Source organism: Nonomuraea antri (assembly GCF_013283785.1).
Lineage (GTDB): Bacteria > Actinomycetota > Actinomycetes > Streptosporangiales > Streptosporangiaceae > Nonomuraea > Nonomuraea antri.
The window spans coordinates 1-5,810 of record NZ_JABCPZ010000384.1; the positions used below are offsets into that span (position 1 = coordinate 1).

6 protein-coding genes are annotated in these 5,810 nt (G+C 71.1%); 1 reads left to right on the forward strand and 5 read right to left on the reverse strand.

Going from position 1 to position 5,810, the window contains the following annotated elements:
* Positions 1-662: hypothetical protein (locus tag HII36_RS52765; RefSeq protein WP_173530956.1), on the reverse strand; the 662-nt coding region annotated here is incomplete at its 3' end.
* A gap of 164 nt (positions 663-826) precedes the next feature.
* On the opposite strand from HII36_RS52765, the gene ald reads away from it, so the two are divergent.
* Complete coding sequence (gene ald / locus HII36_RS52770) at positions 827-1,942, forward strand: alanine dehydrogenase (protein WP_173530957.1); 1,116 nt, start codon at positions 827-829, stop codon at positions 1,940-1,942.
* A 23-nt stretch (positions 1,943-1,965) separates the two neighbouring features.
* Here ald and HII36_RS52775 read toward each other — a convergent pair whose 3' ends face one another.
* From HII36_RS52775 to HII36_RS52790, 4 genes are all read right to left on the reverse strand, one after another.
* Positions 1,966-2,703, reverse strand: a complete 738-nt coding sequence (locus HII36_RS52775; protein WP_173530961.1) for an amino acid ABC transporter ATP-binding protein — start codon at positions 2,701-2,703, stop codon at positions 1,966-1,968.
* Positions 2,704-2,732: 29 nt separating this feature from the next.
* A complete protein-coding gene (locus tag HII36_RS52780) occupies positions 2,733-3,641 on the reverse strand; it encodes an amino acid ABC transporter permease (protein ID WP_328808296.1) in 909 nt (302 codons plus the stop codon).
* 2 nt (positions 3,642-3,643) lie between these two features.
* Positions 3,644-4,591: an ABC transporter substrate-binding protein gene (locus tag HII36_RS52785; protein ID WP_173530959.1), complete on the reverse strand. Its 948-nt coding sequence runs from the start codon at positions 4,589-4,591 to the stop codon at positions 3,644-3,646.
* A 13-nt stretch (positions 4,592-4,604) separates the two neighbouring features.
* On the reverse strand, positions 4,605-5,810 hold a 1,206-nt coding region (locus tag HII36_RS52790; protein WP_173530960.1), incomplete at its 5' end, for an amidohydrolase.

Genomic DNA, 5,810 nt, shown 5'->3' on the forward strand with positions numbered 1-5,810 from the left:
GTGCCCGGGTCGGTGGCCGGGGAGGTGGGATCGGTGGCCGGGGCCGTGGGCGAGCCCGAGGTGCCCATCAGCCGGTTCACCAGGGCCTCCGCGTCTTCCTGGGTGAAGCCGGCGATGCTCAGGCTGTCGCCGTCCATGGCCTGGGTGACGATCGGCGCGGCCAGCACGGTCTTGGGCGCCTCGGCCCCCTCGGGGGCCAGCACCACGGCCACCTGCCGCTGCTTGGGCACCTGCTCGTCGATGAGCCGGACCAGCTTCTCCTTGAACGCCGGCGCGATCGCGATGCGCACCGAGTATTGCCCGTCGTTCTCCCTGACCGGCTCGATCCGCTGCACCGCGAGCACGGTGACGCCGTCCTCCAGCAGGTAGCAGGTGGACTGCTCGTCGTCGAGCACGGCGGGCTCACCCGGGCAGGGCGCCGCCTTGGTCTCCTTGACCGGCGCGAAGTGGATGGGCACGGCCAGGCGGTGCGGCGGCAGCGCGCCCAGCAGCGGCGTGTCGGGGCTGCGGGTCATCAGCACCGCGACCGTGCCGAGCACGCCGGCGATCACCACCACCAGGACAAGCGAGACGATCAGCACGATGGTGGTGAGTCTGCTGGCCTTCGGGTCCCCCGGTTCCCCCGGCTCCGTGACGGGCGGCGGCTCTTCCGGCTTGTCCATCGATGACGACCTCATCCTGACGTTCGGGCTGCCGGTGAGCTTATCGAGGACGGGCCGGAGCGGGGTAATCCGTGCGGTAATCCGCACCGATCTGTGAGATGCGGGGAAGAATGGAGAAAGGAGTAGAGATCGACGAGAGTTTTCGCGCGAACAAGGGATGACCCATGAAGGTCGGCGTTCCCCGCGAGGTCAAGAACAACGAATATCGGGTGGCGCTCACTCCGGCCGGAGTGCACGAGCTGGCGCGCCACGGTCATCAGGTCTACGTCGAGCACGAGGCCGGCGACGGCTCCTCGATCCCCGACGCCGACTTCGCCGCCGCCGGCGCGGTGATCCTCGACTCCGCCGACGAGGTGTGGGCCGAGTGCGACCTGATCATGAAGGTCAAGGAGCCGGTGGCCGAGGAGTACCACCGGATGCGCAAGGGGCAGGTGCTGTTCACGTACCTGCATCTGGCCGCGTCGCAGGCGTGCACGCGGGCCATGCTCGACTCGGGCGTCACCGGGATCGCCTACGAGACCGTGCAGACGCCGACGGGCGCGCTGCCGCTGCTGGCGCCCATGTCCGAGGTGGCCGGGCGGCTCGCGCCGCAGGTCGGCGCGTACCACCTGATGCGCTCGGAAGGCGGCAGGGGCGTGCTCATGGGCGGCGTCTCCGGCGTGCGCGCCGCGCACGTGGTGGTGATCGGCGCGGGCGTGTCCGGCATGAACGCCGCCGCCATCGCGCTCGGCATGCAGGCCGAGGTGCTGCTGCTGGACAAGAACATCGACAAGCTGCGCCAGGCCGACCTGATCTACCAGGGGCACTGCCAGACGGTCGCCTCCAACATGCTGGAGATCGAGCACGCGGTGCTGGAGGCCGACCTGGTCATCGGGGCGGTGCTGGTGCCGGGCGCCAAGGCGCCGACGCTGGTGAGCAACGACCTGGTCAGCCGGATGAAGCCGGGCTCGGTGCTGGTGGACATCTCCATCGACCAGGGCGGCTGCTTCGAGGACTCCCGGCCGACGACGCACGCCGAGCCGACGTACCGGGTGCACGACTCGATCTTCTACTGCGTGGCCAACATGCCGGGCGCGGTGCCGCACACCTCCACGTTCGCGCTGACGAACGTGACGCTGCCGTACGCGCTGGCCATCGCCGACCTCGGCTGGCAGCGCGCGATGCGCGGCGACCCGGCGCTGGCGCTCGGCCTGAGCACGCACGAGGGACACCTCACCAGCAGGCCGGTGGCCGAGGCCCACGGCCTGGACTGGCTGCCGCCCAAGGACGTGCTGAGCTGAACCCCGCGGGCCGGGGCACGGGGTCAGGAGCCGGCGCGCACGCTCGACAGGAACGCCCTGGTGCGCTCATGACCGGGGTTGGCCAGCAGTTCGGCGGGCGGCCCGCTCTCCACGGCCACGCCGTCGGCGAAGAACGTCAGCCGGTCGCCGACCTCCCTGGCGAACGCGATCTCGTGCGTCACCACGACCATGGTCATGCCGTCGGCGGCCAGCGCGCGCATGACCTCGAGCACCTCGTCGACCAGCTCGGGGTCCAGCGCCGAGGTCGGCTCGTCGAACAGCATCAGCGCCGGATTCATGGCCAGCGCCCTGGCGATGGCGACCCGCTGCTGCTGCCCGCCGGAGAGCTGGTGCGGCCGCTTGTGCGCGTGCGCGGCCAGGCCGACTCGTTCCAGTTGTGCCAGGGCCAGCGCCCGCGCCTCGTCCTGCGCGGTGCCGAGCACGTGGACCGGCCCGCAGGCGACGTTCTCCAGCGCGCTCTGGTGCGCGAACAGGTTGAAGCGCTGGAAGACCATGCCGATGTTCCTGCGGAAGGCGGCGTACCGCTTGGGGGTCCACGGGTGGTACCTGCCGTCGCGCAGGGTGTGGCCGACCTCCTCGCCGAGCACCCGCAGGCTGCCGCCGAGCACCGGCTCCAGCCCGTTGACGCAGCGCAGGAACGTGGACTTGCCCGAGCCCGACGGGCCGATGACGCAGCTCACCTCGCCCGCGTCGACGGTGAAGTCGACGCCGTTGAGCACCTGCACGTCGCCGTAGCTCATGCGCACGCCGGTGGCGTGCACGACCGGGCTCACGACGCCGCCTTCGGCAGGATCCTGGCTGCCAGGCCGCCGCCGCGCACCAGGCGCACGGCGTCGGCGCCGAAGCGGCGTTCCAGCCGGCCCTGCAGGTAGGTGGCCACGGCGGTCATGAGCATGTACCACAGGCTCGCCACGATCAGCAGCTCCATGATCAGGTTGTTGGCCTTGTAGATCTGGCTGGCGTTGGTCATCAGGTCGTGCCCGGCGACCACGTACACCAGCGAGGTGGTCTTCAGCATGGAGATGAACTCGTTGCCGGTGGGCGGGATGATGATGCGCAGCGCCTGCGGCAGCACGATGACGCGCATCCGCTTGGCGGGCGTCATGCCCAGCGCGTACGCCGCCTCGGTCTGCCCCTGGTCCACGGCCTGGATCCCGGCCCGTACGGTCTCGGCGAAGTAGGCGGCCAGGTTCAGCCCGAGCCCCAGCATGGCCGCGGTGAAGCCGGTCATCACCTGGTTGGTGTCCCACATGACGCCGACCATGGTGAACGGGATCTTCAGCACCAGCTCGGGGAACAGGAAGGCCAGGTTGTACCAGAAGATGAGCTGTACCAGCACGGGCGTGCCGCGGAAGAACCAGATGTAGAACGCGGCCAGCCAGGTCAGCACCGGGTTGTGCGACAGGCGCAGGATCGCCACGGCCACGCCGAGCACCAGCCCGAGCACCGTGGCGAACACCGAGATCTCGATGGTGACCAGCACGCCGGCCAGGATCCGCTCGTGGAACAGGTACTCGGCGACCTTGCCCCAGTCCAGGCGCGGGTTGTCGACGAGCAGGTAGACCAGCCAGCCGGCGACGGCCAGCGCGACCGCGCCGGCCGTCACGCGGCCCCAGTGCCTGGTCCTGACGACGGGATGCCGCTCCCCCGCCGGGCCGGTGAACGGTTCGGTGCGCACGGTCACTTACCGCCGTTGATCACGGCGGACTGCACGGCCAGCTTGTCCAGGTTCCACGCCTGCAGCAGCTTGGCGTACTCGCCGGAGGCGATCAGGGCGTCGAGCGCGCCCTTGACGGACTCGATGAGCTGCTTGTCGTCGGGCTTCATGCCGATGCCCCACGGGCTCTCGGTGCCCTCCAGCGCGATGGCCTCGACGGCGAGCTTGGGGTCGGCGGCCTTGTTCGCGGCCACCACGTAGTCGGTGATGGTGGCCTGCGCCCGGCCGCCGGTGACCTGCAGCAGCGCCTCCTGGTCGCCGGGGAACTTGAGCAGGTTCACCGCGGGCTTGCCGGACTTCTCGCAGTCCGCGCCGTACTCCTCGGCCAGTTCCATGGACGAGCCGTTGTCGACCACGGAGACGGTCTTGCCGCACAGGTCGGCCGGGCCGTTCACGCCGGCCGGGTTGCCCTTCTTGACCAGCAGCCCGGCGCCCGCCTGGACGTAGTCGACGAACGTGACCTGGCTCTGCCGCTCGGCGGTGTCGCTCATGGAGGAGATGACGAAGTCGTAGCGGCCGGAGAGCACGCCGGGGATCTGGGAGTTGAACTCCTCGTCGGTGATGCTCACCTTGACGCCGAGTTTCCTGGCGATGGCCCTGGCCAGGGCGGGGTCGAAGCCGATCGGCGTCTTGCCGTCGCTGGCGTACAGCTCCATGGGCGGGTAGCCGATGGAGGAGACGACCTTCAGCCCGTCGCTCTTCAGCTTCGCCGGGACCTTGGCGGCGAGCGCCGGGTCGGGGGTGATGGCGTTGATGACCGGGGCCGCCTTCTCCTCGGCGGGCGCCTGATCGAGCACGACGGCGGGGGCGCCGGACGCGGGCTGCGGCGAGCCGGCGTCCAGGGACTGGGCGCCGCAGGCGGCGGTGGCGGCCAGCAGCGCGACGGCCGTGGCGAGGACTCGGGTGTTCACAGGGGGGTGCTCCTTAGGGTCGCTGCCAGCGGACTTCGCCGCCGACGACGGTCGTCATGACCTGGGTGCGCAGCACCGCGTCCGGCGACTCCCGGTAGGGGTCGGTGTCCACCGCGATGAAGTCGGCGAGCTTGCCGGGCGCGAGTACGCCCTTGCGCTCCTCCTCGCCGGCGGCGTAGGCCGCGCCCAGGGTGTGGGCGGTGACGGCCTCGGACATGCTCAGCCGCTGCTCGGGCTGCCAGCCCCCGGCGGGGGTGCCGTCCGGGCGGGTACGGGTGACCGCGGCGTACAGCGCGGCGAAGGGATTGGGGTGCTCGACGGGGGCGTCGGAGCCGAAGGCCAGCGCGACGCCCACGTTGAGCATGCCGCGCCAGGCGTAGGAGGCCAGCTCGTGCCCGGAGAGCAGCGAGTCGACCAGGTCGATGTCGCTGGTGCAGTGCACCGGCTGCATCGAGGCGGCGACGCCGAGCCTGGCCATCCTGGTCAGGTCGGCGGGCCGCAGGTGCTGGGCGTGCTCGATGCGGTGGCGCAGCGCCGAGCGGCCGATGGCCTCGTAGGCGTCGATGACCAGGTGGTTGGCCCGGTCGCCGATGGCGTGGGTGGCCACCGCGATCCCGGCCTGCGCCGCCCTGGTGAAGAGCTTGACCAGGTCGTCGTACGGGGTGACCGCGATGCCCGCGTTGTCGTGCTCGCCAGCGAAGGGCTCGCTCATGTGGCAGGTGTGCGAGCCGAGCGCGCCGTCGCTGAAGATCTTCACCGGCCCGGTGCGGAACCAGTCGTCGCCCTGGCCGGTGCGGCGGCCCTGGGCGATGGCCGCCTCCAGGTGGGCCGACGGTATCGCCTTGTGCACGCGGATCTTCAGCTCGCCGGACGCGCGCAGGTCCAGGTAGGCGGCCCGGCAGTCCTCGCCGTCGATGTCGTGCACGCTGGTGAGGCCGAGCGCCAGCAGCTCTTCCTGTCCCGCGGCCAGCAGGTCGCGCAGGTCGGCCGAGACCATGAGCGCGCGCAGCGGGTAGGAGGCGGACTCGCGCAGGATGCCGGTGGGCTCGCCGCTCGCGTCCCTGACGATCTCGCCGCCCACCGGGTCGGGGGTGGTGGCGTCGATGCCGGCCAGGCGCAGGGCCGCGGAGTTGGCCCACACGGTGTGGCCGTCCACGCTGGGCAGCGCGACGGGCAGGTCGGGGCAGACCGAGTCGAGCGCGTAGCGGTCGGGCTGGGC